This window comes from Streptomyces sp. NPDC051243 (assembly GCF_044455405.1).
Taxonomy (GTDB): domain Bacteria; phylum Actinomycetota; class Actinomycetes; order Streptomycetales; family Streptomycetaceae; genus Streptomyces.
Genome location: NZ_JBITES010000024.1, coordinates 107,566 through 126,566 on the forward strand (window position 1 = coordinate 107,566; position 19,001 = coordinate 126,566).

The 19,001-nt window shown below is 70.8% G+C and carries 23 protein-coding genes and 1 tRNA gene; 21 read left to right on the forward strand and 3 right to left on the reverse strand.

The features are described 5' to 3' along the window. Positions 1-75: 75 nt before the first annotated feature. From ACIBAG_RS42415 to ACIBAG_RS42435, 5 genes are all read left to right on the forward strand, one after another. Positions 76-798 (forward strand): siderophore-interacting protein, encoded by a 723-nt coding sequence (locus ACIBAG_RS42415; protein WP_399113039.1) that lies wholly within the window; start codon positions 76-78, stop codon positions 796-798. A 76-nt stretch (positions 799-874) separates the two neighbouring features. Continuing rightward, the gene (locus ACIBAG_RS42420; RefSeq protein WP_399113041.1) at positions 875-1,459 is read left to right on the forward strand and encodes an HhH-GPD-type base excision DNA repair protein; all 585 of its coding nucleotides are present in this window, start codon (positions 875-877) and stop codon (positions 1,457-1,459) included. 204 nt (positions 1,460-1,663) lie between these two features. Beyond that, positions 1,664-2,335: an HdeD family acid-resistance protein gene (locus ACIBAG_RS42425; protein WP_399113043.1), complete on the forward strand. Its 672-nt coding sequence runs from the start codon at positions 1,664-1,666 to the stop codon at positions 2,333-2,335. An 86-nt stretch (positions 2,336-2,421) separates the two neighbouring features. Beyond that, positions 2,422-2,757, forward strand: a complete 336-nt coding sequence (locus tag ACIBAG_RS42430) for a hypothetical protein (protein WP_399113044.1) — start codon at positions 2,422-2,424, stop codon at positions 2,755-2,757. A gap of 54 nt (positions 2,758-2,811) precedes the next feature. Beyond that, positions 2,812-2,937 (forward strand): hypothetical protein, encoded by a 126-nt coding sequence (locus tag ACIBAG_RS42435; protein WP_399113046.1) that lies wholly within the window; start codon positions 2,812-2,814, stop codon positions 2,935-2,937. 62 nt (positions 2,938-2,999) lie between these two features. On the opposite strand, the gene ACIBAG_RS42440 is transcribed toward ACIBAG_RS42435, so the two are convergent. Next, positions 3,000-4,658: a helicase HerA-like domain-containing protein gene (locus tag ACIBAG_RS42440; RefSeq protein WP_399113048.1), complete on the reverse strand. Its 1,659-nt coding sequence runs from the start codon at positions 4,656-4,658 to the stop codon at positions 3,000-3,002. Positions 4,659-5,209: 551 nt separating this feature from the next. On the opposite strand from ACIBAG_RS42440, the gene ACIBAG_RS42445 reads away from it, so the two are divergent. Together ACIBAG_RS42445 and ACIBAG_RS42450 are read left to right on the forward strand one after the other, a co-directional pair. Continuing rightward, on the forward strand, positions 5,210-5,506 hold the full coding sequence (locus tag ACIBAG_RS42445) for a type II toxin-antitoxin system VapB family antitoxin (protein ID WP_003999914.1): 297 nt from the start codon (positions 5,210-5,212) through the stop codon (positions 5,504-5,506). Between the two features lie 207 nt (positions 5,507-5,713). Then, the gene (locus ACIBAG_RS42450) at positions 5,714-6,331 is read left to right on the forward strand and encodes a LytR C-terminal domain-containing protein (protein WP_399113107.1); all 618 of its coding nucleotides are present in this window, start codon (positions 5,714-5,716) and stop codon (positions 6,329-6,331) included. A 169-nt stretch (positions 6,332-6,500) separates the two neighbouring features. On the opposite strand, the gene upp is transcribed toward ACIBAG_RS42450, so the two are convergent. Further along, entirely contained in the window at positions 6,501-7,136 is a 636-nt protein-coding gene (gene upp / locus ACIBAG_RS42455; RefSeq protein WP_399113050.1) for a uracil phosphoribosyltransferase, read from the reverse strand. A gap of 138 nt (positions 7,137-7,274) precedes the next feature. On the opposite strand from upp, the gene ACIBAG_RS42460 reads away from it, so the two are divergent. The 9 genes from ACIBAG_RS42460 (at position 7,275) to ACIBAG_RS42500 (ending at position 12,837) form a co-directional block, all read left to right on the forward strand. Then, positions 7,275-7,496, forward strand: a complete 222-nt coding sequence (locus ACIBAG_RS42460; protein WP_399113051.1) for a hypothetical protein — start codon at positions 7,275-7,277, stop codon at positions 7,494-7,496. 316 nt (positions 7,497-7,812) lie between these two features. Next, positions 7,813-8,343, forward strand: coding sequence for a hypothetical protein (locus tag ACIBAG_RS42465; protein WP_399113109.1), 531 nt, complete (start codon positions 7,813-7,815; stop codon positions 8,341-8,343). Positions 8,344-8,453: 110 nt separating this feature from the next. Next, positions 8,454-8,936, forward strand: a complete 483-nt coding sequence (locus ACIBAG_RS42470; RefSeq protein WP_399113111.1) for a nucleoside deaminase — start codon at positions 8,454-8,456, stop codon at positions 8,934-8,936. A 111-nt stretch (positions 8,937-9,047) separates the two neighbouring features. Further along, positions 9,048-9,132, forward strand: a tRNA-Ser gene (locus tag ACIBAG_RS42475). 170 nt (positions 9,133-9,302) lie between these two features. Beyond that, positions 9,303-9,482, forward strand: a complete 180-nt coding sequence (locus ACIBAG_RS42480) for a hypothetical protein (RefSeq protein ID WP_031484308.1) — start codon at positions 9,303-9,305, stop codon at positions 9,480-9,482. Beyond that, entirely contained in the window at positions 9,479-9,772 is a 294-nt protein-coding gene (locus ACIBAG_RS42485; RefSeq protein WP_399113052.1) for a Dabb family protein, read from the forward strand. Before ACIBAG_RS42480 ends, ACIBAG_RS42485 begins: the two co-directional genes overlap by 4 nt. Positions 9,773-9,948: 176 nt before the next feature. Next, on the forward strand, positions 9,949-10,833 hold the full coding sequence (locus ACIBAG_RS42490; protein ID WP_399113054.1) for an RNA polymerase sigma factor SigF: 885 nt from the start codon (positions 9,949-9,951) through the stop codon (positions 10,831-10,833). Between the two features lie 268 nt (positions 10,834-11,101). Next, positions 11,102-12,022, forward strand: coding sequence for an RNA polymerase sigma factor SigF (locus tag ACIBAG_RS42495; RefSeq protein ID WP_399113056.1), 921 nt, complete (start codon positions 11,102-11,104; stop codon positions 12,020-12,022). A 56-nt stretch (positions 12,023-12,078) separates the two neighbouring features. Continuing rightward, positions 12,079-12,837, forward strand: a complete 759-nt coding sequence (locus ACIBAG_RS42500; protein ID WP_399113058.1) for a hypothetical protein — start codon at positions 12,079-12,081, stop codon at positions 12,835-12,837. Positions 12,838-12,882: 45 nt separating this feature from the next. Here ACIBAG_RS42500 and ACIBAG_RS42505 read toward each other — a convergent pair whose 3' ends face one another. Then, entirely contained in the window at positions 12,883-13,083 is a 201-nt protein-coding gene (locus tag ACIBAG_RS42505) for a hypothetical protein (protein ID WP_399113060.1), read from the reverse strand. A 206-nt stretch (positions 13,084-13,289) separates the two neighbouring features. Between ACIBAG_RS42505 and ACIBAG_RS42510 the strand changes: the two genes are divergently transcribed. The 5 genes from ACIBAG_RS42510 (at position 13,290) to ACIBAG_RS42530 (ending at position 18,942) form a co-directional block, all read left to right on the forward strand. Continuing rightward, positions 13,290-13,739, forward strand: a complete 450-nt coding sequence (locus tag ACIBAG_RS42510; RefSeq protein ID WP_399113062.1) for a MarR family winged helix-turn-helix transcriptional regulator — start codon at positions 13,290-13,292, stop codon at positions 13,737-13,739. Positions 13,740-13,816: 77 nt separating this feature from the next. Continuing rightward, entirely contained in the window at positions 13,817-16,318 is a 2,502-nt protein-coding gene (locus ACIBAG_RS42515) for an MFS transporter (RefSeq protein ID WP_399113064.1), read from the forward strand. Between the two features lie 92 nt (positions 16,319-16,410). Next, the gene (locus tag ACIBAG_RS42520; RefSeq protein WP_399113065.1) at positions 16,411-17,235 is read left to right on the forward strand and encodes a YceI family protein; all 825 of its coding nucleotides are present in this window, start codon (positions 16,411-16,413) and stop codon (positions 17,233-17,235) included. Between the two features lie 79 nt (positions 17,236-17,314). Then, positions 17,315-17,926, forward strand: a complete 612-nt coding sequence (locus tag ACIBAG_RS42525) for a class I SAM-dependent methyltransferase (protein WP_399113067.1) — start codon at positions 17,315-17,317, stop codon at positions 17,924-17,926. After that, positions 17,923-18,942, forward strand: a complete 1,020-nt coding sequence (locus ACIBAG_RS42530) for an HNH endonuclease (RefSeq protein WP_399113068.1) — start codon at positions 17,923-17,925, stop codon at positions 18,940-18,942. The genes ACIBAG_RS42525 and ACIBAG_RS42530 overlap by 4 nt, the downstream gene beginning before the upstream one ends. Positions 18,943-19,001 lie beyond the last annotated feature (59 nt).

Here is a 19,001-nt window from a genome sequence, read left to right on the forward strand (position 1 = left end):
GTGTCCCTCCAATGCTTTAGGTTAGCCTTCCCTAAGTAATCTGGGCAGGAATCGTACGCGAAGGGTGAAGAAGCCATGGGGCAGGGGCACGGCTGGGAGGGCGCGGTCCTGAAGCTGCTGCGCGCGAAGGACTTCGTGTTCACGGTGACGGGCGCCGAGGACGTGACCTCGCACTACCGCCGGGTCCACCTCACGGACGGCGGCATGCTGGCGGCGACCGGCGTCCACCCCACCATGTGGGTCCGCCTGTGGTTCGACAACGCGGGCAAGCCCCACCAGCGGGCCTACACCCTGGTCGACCCGGACTCGGCGGCCGGCACCTTCAGCCTGGAGTTCGCCCTGCACGAGGGTGTCGCCAGCGACTGGGCACGCACGGCCGAGCCCGGCGACACGATCGAGGCGACCGTCCACGGCACGGGCTTCACCGACCCCGACCCGGCCCCCTCCCACGTCTTCGCCATCGCCGACACGGCCTCCCTCCCCGCCCTCAACTCCCTGCTCGACGCCCTGGACGCGGCCCCGGCGACGGTGTGGTTCGAGGGCGGCCAGGACGGCGGCCTCCCCTTCCGCACCGACCCCTCCCGCCACGACGTCCGCACCCTGCCGAGGCGCGATGCCGGCGCCCACCTGGTCGCCCAGGTGAAGGAAGCCCTCCCCGACCTCCTCAAGGGCACCCCGGACCCGTACGTCTGGATCGCCTGCGACACGACGACGACCCGGGCCCTCATCTCGTACGTCCGCAAGGAGCTGGGCCTGCCGAAGCAGCGGGTGAACGCGCTGGGTTACTGGCGCCCCTGACCGGCAGGGGCGCGAACCCCTTGCGCGCCCCTGCCCCCCGCGCGCGCAGGGACGGCCCACGCGGCATGATCGGGTCATGGACGTCACACTGCACCTCGCCCAGGACCCCGAGGCGGACGAACTCCTCGGCCGCAGCCCGCTCGCCGCGCTGGTCGGCATGCTGCTGGACCAGCAGGTTCCGATGGAGTGGGCGTTCAAGGGACCCCGTACGATCGCGGACCGGCTCGGCGCGGACGACCTGGACGCCCACGACATCGCCGCCCAGGATCCGGACGCCTTCTCGTCCCTGCTCTCGGAGAAGCCGGCCGTGCACCGCTACCCGGGGTCCATGGCCAAGCGGATCCAGCAGCTGTGCCAGTACCTCGTGGAGCACTACGACGGTGACGCCGAGCTCGTCTGGAAGGGCGTCGACGACGGCCGCGAACTGCTGCGCCGACTCCAGGACCTGCCCGGCTTCGGCAAGCAGAAGGCACAGATCTTCCTCGCCCTGCTCGGCAAGCAGCTGGGCGTGACGCCCCCGGGCTGGCAGGAGGCGGCCGGCGCCTACGGCGAACCCAAGTCCTTCCGCTCGGTCGCCGACATCACCGGTCCGGAGTCGCTGGCCAAGGTGCGCGCCCACAAGCAGGAGATGAAGGCGGCGGCGAAGGCAGCGGGGAAGTAGGGCACGTACCCCCGGCCCGGCCCCGACCCACAAACGCACCCGCAGGCGCTACGCGAACCCGCACCGAACCCGCACAGGCGCCGCAGGCATCACCGCGCACCCCCACCGCCCCGCAGCCGGCGCGCTCCTGCTCCACGCAGCGGCTGTCAGTCGACTGGCCCGCCCCAAATGGCGCCGCGACCGGCCTCGTTCCCAGCATGGAGCATGACCGAGGCACCGACCGGCCCTGCCGGGGGCCGCGACTACGACGACCGCCGGGTGCACGCCGGCCGCCCACCCGGACCAGGGACGGCCCACGAGCCCGAGCCGCCCCTCGAAGGCCCCCTGCACGCCCTCTCCCGCGCCGCCTGGCAGGTCGTCCTGCTCACCGGCGTCGCCTCCCTGACCCTGGGCGTCCTGATCCTGGTCTGGCCGGACGCCTCGCTCTTCGTATCCGGGGTCCTCTTCGGCCTCTACCTCCTGATCAGCGGCGTCTTCCAACTGGTCGCCGCCTTCGGCACGCACAAGACGACCTCCCTGCGGGTGCTGGCGTTCATCAGCGGCGCGCTGTCGGTCCTCCTCGGACTGTTCTGCTTCCGCCGTCCGATGCAGTCGATCCTGCTGCTCGCCCTGTGGATCGGCATCGGCTGGCTCATCCGCGGCATCACCCAGACCCTGGCCGCCGCCTCCGACAGGTCGATGCCGGCCCGAGGCTGGCAGATCCTCCTCGGCGTCGTCACCATCCTCGGCGGAATCGTGCTGATCGACTCCCCGATCGAGTCGGTCACCGTGCTCACACTGCTCGGCGGGTGGTGGCTGGTGGCGGTCGGCGTCGTAGAGATCGTCACCGGGTTCCGGATGCGGCAGCGGGCCCGCCAGGTCCCGCACAAGCTGTGATACGCGCCGCGCACCGGTACGCCGAGCGGGCGGATCTCCCGTCCGACGCGATGAACGCCGTACGTCGACCGGGGAGATGACCTCCCGTGAGCACCGCGCGCAACCTCCCGCACAGCCGCACCTGGCTGCGGGCCCTCGTGCTGCTGCTCGCCCTGCTGGTGCCGGGCGCGCACGCCCAGGCACACGCCGTGCCCGCGGTGCTCGGGGTCTCCGGCGAGGTCGCCGAGCACGACGTCCTCGACCCGGCCCTACGGCCACCGGTCCGCGCCGACCGGCGCGGCACCGTACGGCGGTGTGGTCCCGCACCCGCGCCCGCACCGTCGCCGATGCCGACGCCCGCCGTCCCGGTCCGCCTCCGCGACGCGCCCCCGCGTCCGCCGTACGTCCCGCACATCCTGCGCACCGTGGTCCTGCGCTGCTGACAGACCCCGCGACGAGGTCAGTCAGTACGACACAAGGAGCACAGGAGCACAGTCATGCCCACCGACCACTACGCAGTCCTGCGCGCCCTGCTGCGCGCCGAAGCCGTACGCAACACCCCGAAACCGCAAGCGAAGCAGCCGAAGCCGCAGCAGCCCCCGAAGACCCGGGAACGCGGCTGACACGGGCGCGGCGGAGGACCGGTCTCCCACGGGAGCCGACCCTCCGCCGCACCACCGAAGGTCTACCGCCTCCGCCGCGCCGTCCCGAAGATCGACCGGGTGATCTCGCGCCCGATCTGCGTGCCGATCGACCGAGCCAGGGACTTGAACATGCCGCTCCCGACGACCTGCTCGACGACCGAGGCCTGCTCCTTCTGCTCGGCCCTCTCCCCAGCCCTGCGCTCCCCGGCGGTAGCAGCCTCACGCATCTCGTCGGGCCCCTTGGCTCCCCGCATCTCGTCGGGCCCCTTCGCGCCACCCGACGCCCGCAGCCGCTCGTACGCCGACTCCCTGTCCACAGCCTGTGCATACCGCCCGTACAGCCCGGACGACGTCACCGCCCGCTCCAGCGCGCCCGCCTCGATCGGCCCCATCAGCGACTCCGGCGCCCGCAACCGGGTCGCGGCGACCGGCGTCGGCGCGCCCTTCTCGCTCAGCACGGTCACCACCGCCTCGCCGGTGGCGAGGCCGGTGAGGAGTTCCTCCAGGTCGTACGCCGAGTTGGGGAAGGTCCTCACCGTCGCCCTGAGCGCCTTCTGATCGTCCGGGGTGAACGCGCGCAGCGCGTGCTGGACACGGTTGCCGAGCTGGCCCAGCACCTCGGCGGGTACGTCCTTCGGGGTCTGCGTCACGAAGAAGACACCGACCCCTTTCGAGCGAATGAGGCGCACGGTCTGGCTGATCGCGTCCAGGAACGCCTCGGACGCGCCGTCGAACAGCAGATGCGCCTCGTCGAAGAAGAAGACCAGCTTCGGCTTGCCGGCGTCACCGACCTCGGGCAGATCGTGGAAGAGATCGGCGAGCAGCCACATCAGGAACGTGGAGAACAACCGCGGCCGGTCCTGTACGGCGGCCAGTTCGAGGACCGACACGACGCCCCGTCCGTCCGGTGCCGTCCGCAGGAACTCGGCCGTGTCGAACTCGGGCTCCCCGAAGAAGTCCGCCATGCCCTGCGCCTCGATAGCGGTGAGGGACCGCAGGATCACCCCGGCCGTGGCGGTGGAGAGCCCGCCGATGTTCTTCAGTTCCGCTTTGCCCTCGTCGGAGGTGAGGAAGGCGACGACGGCCCTGAGGTCCTTGAGGTCGACCAGCTCCAGGCCCTTGGTGTCGGCGTAGTGGAAGATCAGGCCGAGGGACTGCTCCTGGGTCCGGTTGAGCCGCAGGACCTTCGACAGCAGGACGGGACCGAAGCTGGTGATCGTCGCGCGTACGGGGATACCGTGACCGATGCCGCCGAGCGCGTGGAACTCGGCGGGGAAGCCGGTCCCGGCCCACCGCTGGTGGACCTCGGCGGCACGGGACCGCACCTTGTCGTTCGACTGCCCCGGCGCCGAGATCCCGGACAGGTCGCCCTTGATGTCCGCCAGGAACACGGGCACGCCCTGCGCCGACAGTTGCTCGGCGATCAGCTGGAGCGTCTTGGTCTTGCCGGTGCCGGTGGCGCCCGCGACCAGTCCGTGCCGGTTGAGCACGCTCAGCGGGATACGGATCTGCGCGTCGGGCAGGCACCGCCCGTCCCAGAGCAGGGCGCCGAGGTCGAGGGCGGGACCGGAGAAGGCGTACCCGGCGGCGATCTCCAGCGCCTCCCGCGGCAGCGCGGGAGCACTGCCGCGCCCCTCCGGGGCAACGGCCGGCGGCACGGTCCCGGAACCGGCCTTCCGCGCGCTCTCACGATCACTCATGTCGGGCCTCCGCTCGCATCCGCTCCGCTGTGTCTCCGCATGCCCGCCCTGCCACCACCCACCGCCGGCCCCGCCACGCCCGGACCACCGACCGACCACCACCGCACCCACCACGGGCCGGCCAACCGACGGCGACCCCGATCACCACACGGACCACCAGCCGACCACCACGCCGATCACCACACGGACCACCAGCCGACCACCACGCCGATCACCACACGGACCACCAGCCAACCGCCACGCCGATCACCACACGGACCACCACGCGGACCACCGATCCGCCCCGCGGCCCCATGGGATCCACCATCCAGCCCCATGCGCCGACCATTCGGCCCCATGCGCCGACCATTCGGCCGCCGACCACTGACCACCGACCACTGACCACCGACCACCGGCCGCCACCCGGCGTCCGTTCAGGCCCGTTCCGGCTTCCGATCCGGCCACGGTTCCCTCACACCTCGCCGCTTCGCCCCGATTTGCCCCGGCTTTTCCAGCGTCGCACTCCGTCGCCATGGCTGCGCCCGGAACGTCTTGACCGGTAGGCTTTCCGTGTGATCTTCAAGCGCATCGGAAACGGCCGGCCGTACCCCGACCACGGCCGGGAAAGCACCCGGCAGTGGGCGGACGTCGCGCCGCGCCCGGTCCGCCTCGATCAGCTCGTGACGACCAAGGGCCAGCTCGATCTGGAAACCCTGCTCGCCGAGGACTCGACGTTCTACGGCGACCTCTTCGCGCACGTCGTGAAGTGGCAGGGCGACCTGTATCTGGAGGACGGCCTGCACCGCGCCGTGCGCGCGGCGCTCCAGCAGCGTCAGGTGCTGCACGCGAGAGTCCTGGAACTGGACTGACGAACCGGCCGGATCCCGGACGGAGCCGAGTCGAGGCGGTCGAGGCGGTCGACGCGGGTCGGCGCGGGTCCGGAACGGGTCGACGCCCCCGCGCGTCAGCTTGTTGCCCCTTTCGGGTTGGACTGAGCCGTATCGAATGATCATCCGGTAGGCATCGCCGCCCGGGCGCACTACGCTGCGCCCATGAGCATGCTGACTCCCCCGGGCATGGGCGGCCAGTACCGGATCAGGGGGAACAAGTACCCGCGGATGCGCCGTCCCCGGCGGCGCGGCAGGCTCGTGGTCCTCGCCGTCGCCTCGGTCGCCGTACTCGGCATGCTCGGCTGGGGGACGCTGCAGCTCATCGACGTCTTCACCGGCAACGGCAGAAAGGCTTCAGCAGCCGGTCCCAAGGCCGACTGCGAGACCACGGTGGCCCCCTCGGCCGACGCGACGGCGCCCCTGCCCGAGCCGGGCGGGATCACGGTCAACGTCTTCAACGCCACCACCCGCAGCGGGCTCGCCAAGCAGACCGCGGACGAGCTGAAGAAGCGCGGGTTCAAGATCGGCGACGTGGGCAACGCGACCGAGGAGTTCGACAAGAAGGTCAAGGGCGCGGGGCTACTGCTCGGCCCGGCATCGTCGGAGAGCACCTCGCTGCCCGTCCTGGCCACCCAGCTCACCTCCGCCGAACGGCGCACCGACGCCGCCCGCAAGGGCAAGGCCGTGGACCTGATCATCGGCGACGCCTTCAAGGCGCTGACGAAGAAGAAGGACGCGGACAAGGCACTGGCCGCGCTGACCAACCCCGAGCCGACGCCCTCCGCTTCCGGGAATGCCTGCTGAGCGACGCCCCCCAGGGGTGCCGGGCTGTGTCGGCATGCGGCTCCGCCGCGATGGGGGTGCCCCTTGTTCGAGCGAACTCGAGCAACTCGGGGGAGCGACAAGCCACAACGGGCAAGCAGCCGACACACAGCCGCACCCCTACGGCGACTGGGCGTCGTTCTGTCCGCCCCTACTCGGCCGCCCCGTAAAGACGATCCCCCGCGTCCCCCAGCCCGGGAACGATGTACCCGTGCTCATTCAGGTGGTCGTCCACCGCAGCCGTCACCACCGTCACCGGCGTCCCCGCCAGCTCCCGCTCCATCAGCTCGACGCCCTCGGGCGCGGCCAGCAGCACCACGGCCGTCACATCGTCGGCGCCCCGCTTGATCAGCTCCTGGATCGCCGCGACCAGCGTGCCGCCCGTCGCGAGCATCGGGTCCAGGACGTACACCTGACGCCCGGAGAGGTCCTCCGGCATGCGCGTGGCGTACGTGGAGGCCTCGAGCGTCTCCTCGTTGCGGATCATGCCCAGGAAGCCCACCTCGGCGGTCGGCAGCAGCCGGACCATGCCGTCCAGCATGCCGAGCCCGGCCCGCAGGATCGGCACGACCAGGGGGCGCGGGTGGGAGAGCTTGACGCCGGTGGTGTCGGTGACCGGGGTCGTGATGTCGACCGCTTCGGTGCGCACGTCCCGCGTGGCCTCGTAGGCGAGCAGGGTGACCAGTTCGTCGGCGAGCCGGCGGAAGGTCGCGGAGTCGGTGCGCTGGTCGCGCAACGTGGTGAGCTTGTGGGCGACCAAGGGGTGGTCGACGACGTGGAGACGCATGTCCACAACAGTAACCGGGCCAGGTAGGCCCAGCGTCCTCACGCACCGCAAGCCCTGGGCCAGGACATCACCCGTGCGCTGGCATCAAACCGCCCATCGGAGGGAAAGTGGGAGAGACCTACCGGGGGTGGTGAGCCTATGCCTGAACCTGAGTCCCCAGCGGGCCCCGCGCAGGACACGCGGGACGCGCAGGACACGCAGGACACGCAGGCGGAGAGCGACGCCGCGCGCCGCCGGCGGCGCGCCCAGTTCCTGCGGGAGCTCGCCGAGGCCCGCGAACTGCGGGACCGCGTCCAGCCGCGCCGCGCCAAGGCGGCCCGCCTGCGGCACGCGATGCGCATGCGAACGTTCCGCTGGTAGGGCGAGCCGTAGGGCAAGATCGGCGGCTCTCGGGGGCATTGCGGCGGTGGGCGTGCGTGGACACCTGGAAAAGCCGCGTACGATCCGCACGTGGTGGCAACGAGTGCGCTGGTGAGTCCTTTACGGACGTGCTCGCGGAACCCCTCGGGCCCGCGCGATCAAAACTGCCGGACACAGGGAGCCGAAGACGTCCCCTGAACGCCTTGTTTCTGCCACGATTCCGAGTGGGTGGGGCTCGGACCCCGAGCCTCCCCACCCGCAACCTCCGCCGGGGGGAAGCCCAACCGGCACGCCTATGACCAGTGGGAGAGTCACGGTGTACTTCGCCGCACTGCTCGCGCGCACCGAAGACGGGTGGGAAGCGAGCGACACAGAGCTCGACGATGTGGAGACCCTGTCGGATCTGGCCGACCTGGCCCGTGAAGCCTCGCCCGAGGACGACACGGTGCTCGTGCTCATCGAGCAGGAGGACGCCTGGTTCGGCGTCGTCCGGATCGACGGCGAGGACGACCCTCGTATCTACGTCTCGGACGCCGCCGCCGCTGCCCGCAGCAGCTACGGCGAGATCCTGCTCACCGACGAACTGCTCGGCAGGGAGCCCGGCGACGACGACGCCGACCTGGACTCCCTGGACCTCGACGGCACCGAGGAGCCGGACGGCGACTCGGACGACGACGAGGACGGCGGCGCCGCCGAGGCGGTCCCGCACAGCCCCGTCGGCGACAGCGAGATCCTCGACGACCTCGGCGTCAGCGAGAAGGAGCTGAAGGCCCTGGACGCCGAGGACGCGCTCAGCGCGATCGCCGAGGCGCTGGGCGCCTCGGAGGTGCTGGAGACCGTCCGCTGACCTCGTTCGACCAGGGGCCGACGCCAGAGGTACCCGAGGCATCCGAAGAACCGGAAGCACCCGGGGTGCCCCCAGTGCCCGACCCCGTACGCGACCGCTGGCGGGCCACGATGCGGCTCGCCCTGGACGAGGCCGAACTGGCCGTCCGGGGCGGGGACGTCCCCGTCGGCGCCGTCGTGCTGTCCGCGGACGGTACGACCGTGCTGGGCGCCGGGCACAACGAGCGCGAGGCGACCGGCGATCCGACCGCGCACGCCGAGGTACTGGCGATCCGCAGGGCCGCGGCGAAGTTGAGAGGGGCGGCGCGAAGCGCCTCCGGCAAGGGCGGTGGTGGGCGACGGGCGGGCGAGTGGCGGCTGTCCGGTTGCACGCTCGTCGTCACGCTGGAGCCCTGCACGATGTGCGCGGGCGCGATCGTGCAGTCCCGGGTGGACCGGGTCGTCTACGGCGCCCGGGACGAGAAGGCCGGCGCGGCCGGCTCCCTCTGGGACGTCGTACGCGACCGGCGGCTCAACCATCGCCCCGAGGTCGTCGAGGGCGTGCTCGCCGAGGAGTGCGCCCGGCTCCTCACGGACTTCTTCCGGACCCGCTGACCGGACTCGGTGACCGGACCCGCTGACCGGACCCGGTGACCCGACTCCGCGATACGAGCTCGGCGAATACCGATTTCAGAGCAGGGCCCCCCGTGCTGTAAGGTCTCCCTCGGTAGCGTGTCCGAGCGGCCGAAGGAGCTCGCCTCGAAAGCGAGTGTGGCGCAAGTCACCGAGGGTTCAAATCCCTCCGCTACCGCTGAAGAAGGGCCCCGTCGACAGACGGGGCCCTTCGTGCTGTTGATCTCCCGAGAGGCGCGAAGGTTACACTCACCGCCGGTAACGCGGGGCTCTTTCGGCCCTTTCGACTCATTCGGCACAGCAGTCACAGCAGTCATGGCAGGCACAGCAGCCACAGGGGAGGCCGCGATGGCGGTGAATTCGAAGAAGGTCGCCGTCTACGTACTCGCGGTCTTCGTGCTCTACGTGATCATCACGGACCCGGCCAAGGCCGCGGACTACGTCCAGATAGGGTTCGAGGGCATCTCGGACGCAGCCAAGGCCATCGGCGACTTCATGACCTGGATCGCCAACGGAGGAGACTCATGATCCGCCACCTCGTCCTCTTCAAGCTCAACGAGGGCGTCGAGCGCGACGACCCGCGGGTCGTGGAGGGTGTGGAGGCCTTCCGCTCGCTGGAGGGCAGGATCCCCGAGATCCGGCACTGGGAGCTCGGCTGGAACATCAGCGACCGCCCCATCGCCTACGACTTCGCCATCAACTCCGCCTTCGAGGACACCGCCGCCCTGCGGGCGTACGGCGAGCACCCCGAGCACCAAGCGGGCGTCACCCTGTGGCGGGAGTTCGCCACCTGGGTGATCGCCGACTACGAATACTGAGCCGCGCCGCCCCGGATCCACCCTGGTCCGCCCGGATCACCCCGGAGCCCTCCGCCGTAACGGCGGGGGGCTTTCGCGTGTCTTACGCAGCTACCCACCTCCAACACGGGATTATGCGGTACTTGAACACAATGAACTGTCTTGTGATGCTATGACCGCTTTTGACCGATGAGTTGATGGATCACGAGGTGGAGTTGACCGTGCCGGCCAGTACTGCGCCTCAAGCCGCGAGCCCCCAGGCCCCAGGCCCGCAAGCTCCCAGCCAGGAGGACACCCCCACGGCCGCGCCACCCCGGTCCCGCGGAGCCGACACCCGGGCGCTCACCCAGGTGCTCTTCGGCGAGCTCAAGGAACTGAAGCCGGGCACGCCGGAGCACAACCGCGTGCGCGGGGCGCTCATCGAGGCGAACCTCCCGCTCGTGCGCTACGCGGCCGCCCGTTTTCGCTCCCGCAACGAGCCCATGGAGGACGTGATCCAGGTCGGCACCATCGGGCTCATCAACGCCATCGACCGTTTCGACCCGGACCGGGGCGTGCAGTTCCCGACGTTCGCGATGCCCACCGTCGTCGGCGAGATCAAGCGCTACTTCCGCGACAACGTCCGCACGGTCCACGTACCGCGCCGGCTGCACGAGCTGTGGGTCCAGGTCAACAGCGCGACGGAGGACCTGACCACCACCTTCGGGCGCACCCCGACGACCGCCGAGATCGCCGAGCGGCTGCGCATCACCGAGGACGAGGTGCTGTCCTGCATCGAGGCCGGACGGTCGTACCACGCCACCTCCCTGGAGGCCGCGCAGGAGGGCGACGGGCTGCCCGGACTGCTGGACCGGCTCGGCTACGAGGACCCCGCCCTGGACGGCGTGGAACACCGGGACCTCGTCCGGCACCTGCTGGTGCAACTCCCCGAACGCGAACAGAGAATCCTTCTCCTGCGGTACTACAGCAACCTCACCCAGTCGCAAATCAGTGCGGAACTCGGGGTCTCCCAGATGCACGTTTCGCGGCTACTCGCGCGTAGCTTCCAGCGGCTGCGTTCGGCGAACCGGATCGACGCGTAACCGCAAACAGGATCGAGCTATAACCGGCGCGAGCGAATCGCTCACCTGGGCGGATCCCGACAGTTCTGGACCGAAACACCGTCAGACCCCCTTTATCCAGGGCGGATTCGAGTCTCACATGTCGACATGTCACTACAGCGTGTTGCCGACATGTGACATTCTTCGGGAAGCGCGTTTGCCGTGGCTTCGGCTCCGGTATTCAGGTGAAGGCTGGCGTTCCTCGATCGGAGCGTTCGCCACGACCGTCCCGCGACCCAAAGGGGGTGGCATGTCCGCAGACCAGGGCAGCTCGAAGGTGCTCACGCTCGCGAAGAGCGAGTCCGCGCCCGACGCCGCGCTCGGCCCCATCGACGATGTGACGGCCCTGGCGGCCGCCGAGGCGCCGGCCCTCCCGGCCGCCGATGTCCCGGCCGTGCCGGCCACGGCGGACATCGACACCCGCACCCTGTCCCGCTCCCTGTTCCTGCGGCTCGCCGCCCTGGACGAGAACAGCCCCGAGCGTGCCTACGTCCGGGACACCCTGATCGAGCTCAACCTCCCCCTCGTGCGCTACGCGGCGGCCCGCTTCCGCTCGCGCAACGAGCCGATGGAGGACATCGTCCAGGTCGGCACCATCGGCCTGATCAAGGCGATCGACCGCTTCGACTGCGAACGGGGCGTGGAGTTCCCGACGTTCGCGATGCCGACGGTGGTCGGCGAGATCAAGCGGTTCTTCCGCGACACGTCCTGGTCGGTGCGCGTCCCGCGCCGCCTGCAGGAGCTGCGCCTGGCCCTCACCAAGGCCAGCGACGAACTCTCCCAGAAGCTGGACCGCTCCCCGACGGTCACCGAACTCGCCACCGTGCTGGGCGTCTCCGAGGAGGACGTCGTCGACGGCCTCGCGGTCGGCAACGCCTACACGGCCTCCTCGCTGGACTCCCCGGCCCCGGAGGACGACGGCGGCGAGGGCTCCCTGGCCGACCGGCTCGGCTACGAGGACAGCGCCCTGGAGGGCGTCGAGTACCGCGAGTCCCTCAAGCCGCTGCTGGCCAAACTGCCGCCCCGCGAGCGGCGGATCATCATGCTGCGCTTCTTCGCCAACATGACCCAGTCGCAGATCGGCGAGGAGGTCGGCATCTCCCAGATGCACGTCTCCCGGCTGCTGACCCGGACCCTGGCGCAGCTGCGGGAAGGCCTCATCTCCGACTGACCACCGCCTCGGCCCGACCCCTTCATATTTGACGGAGCGTCAGCCACCATGGCCGGATGCTCCGCCTGACATGGACGACCTCGACACATGGCCGTCGGTGCGCCCTGATCGGCGCGTCGGCGGCCGTCGTCTGCCTGGGCGCGGCGCTGGCCGCGTGCGGCGGCGGTGAGGGTGGTGGGGAGGGGTACGTCGCGACGGGTGCGGCGGGTGGGCCGCCGAGGGTCTCCGCTACGGCGGTCGCGCCTACGGGCGAGGTGACGCTGGTGCCGCTCGACGGACCCGGGAGCGGTGGCGGCCCGCCCGGAAGCGGTGGCGGTTCGAGCAACTCCCCCGGAGGGGAGGGGAGTCAGGAGCCGCGCTCCTCAGAACAGCCGGAGAGCGAGACAGAGGTGACGGCGCGCCCCGCCGGAACGCCGGGCGCCACCCCCGCCCCCGAGAGCACCCCGGCCGAATCCGCCACCCCGCCGACCGGTGCGCCCGCGCCCTCGGCGCCCGCGACACCCGGCGCGCCCGCGAACCTCACCGTGAGCGACCCCGTGCGGGAGCCCACGGACAAGCGCTGGTGCGAGAAGGTGACGCTCGGCTTCCACAACTCCGGCAGCACCGCCGTACGTTCGGGCACCGTCACCTTCGGCACCCACATCATCGGCGCGCTCGGCATCGACTGGGCGACGATCGAGTCGACCGAGGAGCTGCCGGTGCCGATCGGGGCCGGCGTACGGAAGGAGAAGACCTGGACGGTGTGCGTCGACGCCTGGCGCGTGCCGCTGGGCATGCACATCGAGACGCGGGACGTCACCGTCCGGTGGGAGTAGGGGACGGTACGGCCTGGTCTCCGACGGGAGCAGGAGACGTACGCCCTACTTGCCGAACGCCAGCCAGGCCACCGCCGCGAGGACGGCCACGGCGACGACGACGCCGAGGATCAGGCCGACGCGGGGGCCGCCGGAGGCGGAGGCCTGCTGCCGACCGCCCTGCGGGCCCTCGTCGACGAACGCGCGGAACATCTGGGTGCTGCCTGCGGGGTCGTGGTTGCCCTGGGGGTTCTGGGTGTTAGCCATGGCCCGAGACCCTAGCGAATCCGTCCGTTCGACCCAAGTGCGGGCCGCGGGCCTGCACAGGGGGTCACAGGACCCACCCCACCTGCACATTTACGGTCGCAATACTTGCCTTTGCCAACTTTTTGCGGCGCGATCGCCCCTATTTATTTGCCTGTAGCAACCAACCGCCCCTATGGTTGCCCTAAGCAACAAACACGGGAGGTGTGATGGCCGAGCAGGCGCAGTACGAGGAGCTGGTCCGCCAGTTCAGCGCCTTCGGCGCCGTGAAGCGGGAGATGGGACGGACGCTGCCGTCCGACTGCCCCTCCGGATCCGCCGCCGTACTGACGTTGCTGGCCCGCCATGGAGACATGCGCATGAGCAAGCTCGCCGAGCTGCTCGCCGTGGACATGTCGGTCACCAGCCGCCATGTCGCCCACGTCGCCGAGCGCGGCTGGATCGAGCGCTCCCCCGACCCGGCGGACAAGCGCAGCCGCATCCTCCGCCTCACCGCGGCAGGTGAGGACCGTGTCCGGGAGATGTCCCGGCGGACCACGCAACTGCTCGCCGAGCGGCTGAGCGACTGGACCGACGACGAGGTCGCCCAGCTCACCCGGCTCATGGCCCGGCTGAGGGCCAGCTTCGACGACTGCCGTACACCCGCGATCACCGAGTAAGAGCCAGCAGAGCCAGTAGGTCCTGTACAGCCAGTAGAGCCAGTAGAGCCAGTAGAGCCAGCAAGAGAAGGAAGCCCATGGCAACGACCACACCAGCCGGTGTGCGGGCCGCCCACGCCAAGCACGGGAGCGGGGCCGCGGCCGGCACTCCCATGACGCACCGGCAGATCATGGAAGCGCTGACCGGGCTGCTGCTCGGCATGTTCGTCGCGATCCTGTCGTCGACGATCGTCTCCAACGCCCTGCCCGACATCATCAAGGACCTCGGCGGCGGCCAGAGCGCCTACACCTGGGTGGTCACCGCGTCGCTGCTGGCAATGACCGCGTCGACACCCCTGTGGGGCAAGCTCGCCGACCTCTTCTCCAAGAAGCTGCTGATACAGCTGGCACTGGTCATCTTCGTGGCCGGTTCCGCGGCGGCGGGCCTGTCCCAGAACCCGGCCATGCTGATCACCTTCCGCGCGGTGCAGGGCATCGGCATGGGCGGTCTGTCCTCGCTGGCGCAGATCATCCTCGCGGCGATGATCTCCCCGCGTGAACGCGGCCGGTACAACGGCTACCTCGGCGCCACCTTCGCCACCGCGATGGTCGGCGGCCCGCTGGTCGGTGGCGTCATCACCGACACCGACTGGCTCGGCTGGCGCTGGTGCTTCTACGTCGGCGTGCCCTTCGCCGTCGTCGCCCTGATCGTGCTCCAGCGCACCCTGCACCTGCCGGTCGTCAGGCGGAAGGTCAAGGTCGACTGGGCGGGCGCCTTCTTCATCACCGCCGCGGTCTGCCTGCTGCTGATCTGGGTGACCTTCGCCGGTGACAAGTACGACTGGCTGTCCTGGCAGACGTACACGATGACGGGCGGCGCGCTCGCGCTGCTCCTGATCTTCGTCCTCGTCGAGTCCAGGGCGAGCGAGCCGATCGTCCCGCTGCGGCTGTTCCGCAACCGCACCATCACCCTCGCCTCGCTGGCCTCGCTGTTCGTCGGTATCGCGATGTTCGCGGGCACGATCTTCTTCAGCCAGTACTTCCAGCTGGCCCGCGACAAGTCGCCGACCATGTCCGGTGTCATGACGATCCCGATGATCGCCGGTCTGTTCGTCTCGTCGACCGTCTCCGGCCAGGTCATCACCCGCACCGGCCGCTGGAAGGCCTGGCTGCTGGCCGGCGGTGTGCTGGTGACCGCGGGCCTCGGGCTGCTGGGCACGATCCGCTACGACACCGAGTACTGGCACGTCGCGATCTTCATGGCCCTGCTGGGTCTCGGCGTCGGCATGATGATGCAGAACCTGGTCCTGGCCACGCAGAACCAGGTGGACCCGAGCGACCTGGGCGCCGCCAGTTCGGTGGTGAACTTCTTCCGCTCCCTCGGCGGTGCCATGGGCGTCTCGGCGCTCGGCGCGGTGCTCAGCCACCGCATCACCCACTACGCCGAGGAGGGCCTGGCCGAGCTCGGCGTGCGGGGTTCCGCCGGCCACGGCGAGATCCCGGACCTCGACGCCCTGCCGGCCCCGGTGCGCACGGTCATCGAGAGCGCGTACGGCCACGGAGTCGCCGACGTCTTCCTCTACGCCGCGCCGATCGCCTTCCTGGCCCTCCTCTTCGCCCTGTTCATCAAGGAGGTCCCGTTGAAGACGAAGGGCGCGCTGGCGCAGGCAGCCGAGCGGGAGGCTCCGGCGGCCGCGGAAGCTCCCGCGCCGGCTGCCGCGCAGGAGCGGGTCCCGAGTTGGGCCGCCACCTCCTCCGACACCGAGACCGCTGCCGACGGCACGCGGCAGCTCGCCGCCGTGGCCACGGTGGCGCGGCCCGAGGTGTCCGCCGGAGGCGGTGTCCCGGTGCGCGGCTTCGTGCGGGGCGCGGAGAGCGCACCCGTGCCCCAGGCCGCCGTCACGCTGATCTCGCTGGCCGGACGTCAGCTGGGCCGGTCGGTGGCGCAGGCCGACGGTTCGTACGCGGTGGACGCGCCGGGCGCCGGATCGTACGTCCTGATCGCCTCCGCCGACGGCTTCCAGCCGCAGGCCTCCACGATCGTCGTGAGCGGCGACGAGCCGGTGGCGTACGACATCCTTCTCAGCGGCACGAGCGGCCTGACCGGTGTCGTCCGGACGGCGCAGGGCGGGCTGCCGGTGAAGGACGCGATGGTGATCGTCACCGACGTGCGCGGCGACCTGCTGGCCACCGCCGCCACCGGTGAGCAGGGCGAGTTCGGCTTCGCCGAGCTGGTGCCGGGTGCGGTGACCGTCGCGGTGAACGCCGCCGGGTTCCGGCCGCGCGCCCTGCCCGTCGAGATCGCCGGCACCGGGGTCACCCGGATCGAGATCGACCTGGAGGCCGGCGCCCAGGTCCAGGGCGTCGTACGGGCACCGCACGGTCCACTGGCCGACGCGCGGGTCACCTTGGTCGACGCGGCGGGCAACGTCGTGGGCACGGCGACGACGGGTCCGGACGGGGCGTACGCCTTCACCGACCTGGACGGCGGCGAGTACACGGTCATCGCGACGGGCTACCCGCCGGTGGCGACGGCGCTGACCGTCACCGGTCGCGGCGTCGACGACCACGACATCCAACTCGCCCACCCCGGCGAGTAGCAGAACCCCGGCCCGTGGCGAGTGGCGCGCTCTGAGCGGACGTGCGCCGCCGCCACGGGCCGGTTTCCTTGAGCTTGTGAGGAGTACGTGAGATGGGACTGACCGCGAGGATCCGTACCCGGGACGGATGGGCCGTGTCGCACGCGGTCGTCACGGTGACGGACATGACCGGAGCGCAGGTGCTGCGGGCGGAGGCGGACGCGGAGGGCACGGTACGGGACGTGAACCCCCTGCCCCCGGGGCCGTACACCGTCATCGTCACCGCCGTCGGCTACGCCCCCGCCGCCGCGACCGCGATCGTGACGGCGAGCGGCCGCGCGGAGGTCGGCACGGTGACGCTGGCCCGCCAGGGCGGCACGGAACTGCCACCGCCGGGCCCGTGGACCATCGACCCGGCGCACTCCACGGTCGCCGCCGTCGCCCAGCACCTGGGCATCTCCAGCGTGCACGGCCGGTTCACGGAGTTCTCGGGCTCGATCGAGATCGCGCCGGACGATGTGGCCAAGTCGCGGGTGGAGGCGGTGATCCGGGCCGGTTCGATCGATACGGGGAACGGGATGCGGGACGGGCATCTGAAGTCGCCGGACTTCCTGGATGCGGAGAAGTACCCCGAGATCACCTACCGGTCGACGGGGCTCACGGCGGCTTCGGGGAGCGACCGCTGGACGGTCCATGGGGAGCTGGGCATGCACGGCGTCGTACGTCCGGTGGACCTCGACCTTGCTTACCTCGGCACGGGAGCCGACCCGTGGGGCGGGACTCGGGCGGCGTTCCGGGCGACGGCGGAGCTGCATCGGGACGACTTCGCCATGAACTACAACGAGGTCGTGCAGGCGGGGGTCGCAGCGATCGGGACGACGCTCAGGGTCGAGCTGGACATTCAGGCGGTGCAGGGGGAAGTGCTGCCGCAGGCGTGAGGCGTGGGCAGTGTGTCGCCGCTCTTCGGCAGGCAGGCGGGCGGCAGGCGTTGTCAGTGGCGGGCCTTACGGTTTTGGCATGGAGCGAACCTCAGGTGCAGGGGTGCAGGCCTATTACGCCGAGTCGGCAGAACAGCTGGGGCGTGTCTACGAGAGCATTTCGTTCGAGTCGGTGCATGAGGCGCTGCTGGACCTGCTTCCGGACGCACCAGCGCGGGCGCTCGACGTGGGTGCGGGGACCGGACGTGACGCGGCCGCGCTGGCGGAGCGCGGCTTCTCGGTCGACGCGGTGGAGCCGGTGGCGGAGCTGCGTCGGGTGGCCGCACGGCTTCACGCAGACGCGGCGGTGACCTGGCGAGAGGCCGAGCTCCCGGACCTCCACGGTGTCCAGGGACCGTACGACGTCGTCCTGTTGTCCGCCGTGTGGATGCACCTCCCGCCGGAGGAGCGTCCGGCCGCGATGCGGCGCCTGGCCGAGCTGCTTGCTCCGGGCGGCACGTTGCTGATCACGCTGCGCCGTGGCGAACCTCCCGCGGACCGGCGGATGTTCGACATCCCGCCGGAGGAGGTCGCCGGCCACGGAGCGGAGGCGGGGCTGACGCTCCTGCGGATCGTGGACGAGGGAGCCGATCGGCTCGGGAGGGAAGCCGTGCGCTGGAACTCCGTGGCGCTGCGGAGGAAACAGGGATGAGCGGAAGCAGCGCCTTCTACGCGCAGGATGCCTCCGCGCGTACCTCGTGGCGGCTGGCCGTGCTCATGGGCGCCAACTCCCGGACGTACAAGTTCTCGCTCGGGGCAGCGGTGCTCGACGCGGCAGGACGCGGGCAACGGGAGATCCCGCTCGCCGAACTCGCGGCTCCGTACGCGCTGGAGCTGGCGCGCCGTCTCGGCGACGCGCCCCAGGCTCCGGAGGGCGCGGCCCTGCGTGACTCGGACTTCCTCACCATCGCCAAGGAGGAGCGCGCCGGAACATTGGAGGCCGGGCAGCCGACCGAGCGACTGCTCGACGCCGCGACCCGGTCCATGCCGACCATGGTCATGCAGAAGTTCCACAACCTGCGGGGCGGCGTCCAGGTGCCCCACCGCTTCTTCGAGCTGACGGGCGACTCACGCAAGCGCGTGGTGCGTCTCACCGACGACGCACTGTGTGTCGCGCGATCGGAACAGGCTGTCGGCCTGCGGACGGAACTCGACGCTCGGTGGAGCATCGTCGAGAGCTCCTTCGCGGCGGGCGTGGGGCGCAGCCTCATCGAGGACGGCGTCGCCGTCGACTGGGACTCGCTCAGGCTCACCGACAAGAAACGGCGCCGCTCCGTCACCAGGGTCGCGGACGCGCTCATCGGGTTCCAGCACGGCCGCTGCCTCATATGCGACGAGGTCGTCTCCCCGGAGCAGGCGGTGGCGGTCGATCACGTCTTCCCCTTCGCCCTCATGCGGCGCCTGCACAGCGTGCGGGCCTGGGCCGGTCCCGACCTCGACGCGCTGTGGAACCTCGCTCCCGCCCACGCCGCCTGCAACGGCGGCAAGAGCGACCGCCTGCCCCTCCCCGTGGAGGTGCACCGGCTGGCCCTGCGGAACGAAGCGATCATGGGCTCTCCGCATCCGCTGAGGAAGACCCTTCAACTGAGCCTCCGGCATGCGCTCGGTGGCCGTCGGAGCACGTCCTGGCCCGACTTCCTCCAGGCAGTGGGGGACCTGGCCATCTGAGCTGGGAAGGCACCGGGCCGGCCGTGGGTACGCCCGCCAGGGTCACGCTGAACGGGGTG